Below are 955 nucleotides of genomic sequence, written 5' to 3'. Positions count from 1 at the left end.
AATACATCCTGATAAACAGTTTACTAATTAGCACCCGATGTTTCGCCAAACAAAACAACGGGCACTCGAAAGGGCGCGTATTCTAAAGCAATTCCCTAAAATTGAAAACACTAAAATGCTTTTTTACCTAGATTTTCACTTTGAGCGATGCCCAAACTCTAAAAACGCCCAAACGGACCGCCACCGCCGCCGCCCGGCGGCATCATTCCTTGCATGCCTCGCATCATATTCATCATGCCACCTTTCTTGGAGAATTTTTTCATCATCTTAGCCATCTGCTTGTGCTGTTTAAGCAGACGATTCACATCCTGAATCTGCGTACCAGAGCCAGTAGCGATGCGGCGTTTGCGGCTATTATTAATAACATCAGGATAACGCCTCTCTTTTGCAGTCATCGAGCTTATGATAGCTTCCAGCTGACCCAAAGATTTATCATTAACTTGGGACTGCGCGGCCTGCGCCATCTGCCCCATACCTGGCAGCTTATCTAGTAGGCCTGCGACCCCACCCATGTTTTTCATTTGCTGCAACTGGTCTCTAAAGTCCTCAAGATCAAACGACTTACCCTTTTTAATCTTCCTAGTAAGCTTGTCGGCCTTTTGCTTATCAAGCTTTCGCTCAGCATCCTCAATGAGACTGAGAACATCACCCATTCCCAGAATTCTTGAAGCCAGCCTATCTGGATAGAACGGCTCTAGCGCATCGACTTTCTCGCCGACACCCATAAATTTGATTGGCTTACCCGTAATCGCACGAACAGAAAGTGCCGCACCACCCCGAGCATCACCATCAGCCTTGGTGAGCACCACGCCGGTCAAAGGCAAGGCATCGTTAAAAGCCTTGGCTGTATTGGCAGCATCTTGACCAGTCATCGAATCAACGACAAACAGAGTCTCAACAGGATTAACAGCGCGATGCAACTCGGAAATCTCACCCATCATCTCCTGATCAATTG

The 955-nt window shown here is 47.4% G+C and carries 1 pseudogene; it reads right to left on the bottom strand.

Going from position 1 to position 955, the window contains the following annotated elements:
• Positions 1-158: 158 nt before the first annotated feature.
• Positions 159-955, bottom strand: a pseudogene (locus A3751_RS18990) (signal recognition particle protein); the annotation flags it as partial.

The organism is Oleiphilus sp. HI0080, assembly GCF_001635135.1.
The sequence above is the reverse complement of the archived record's forward strand: the minus strand, read 5'-3'. Positions and strand labels throughout refer to the sequence as shown.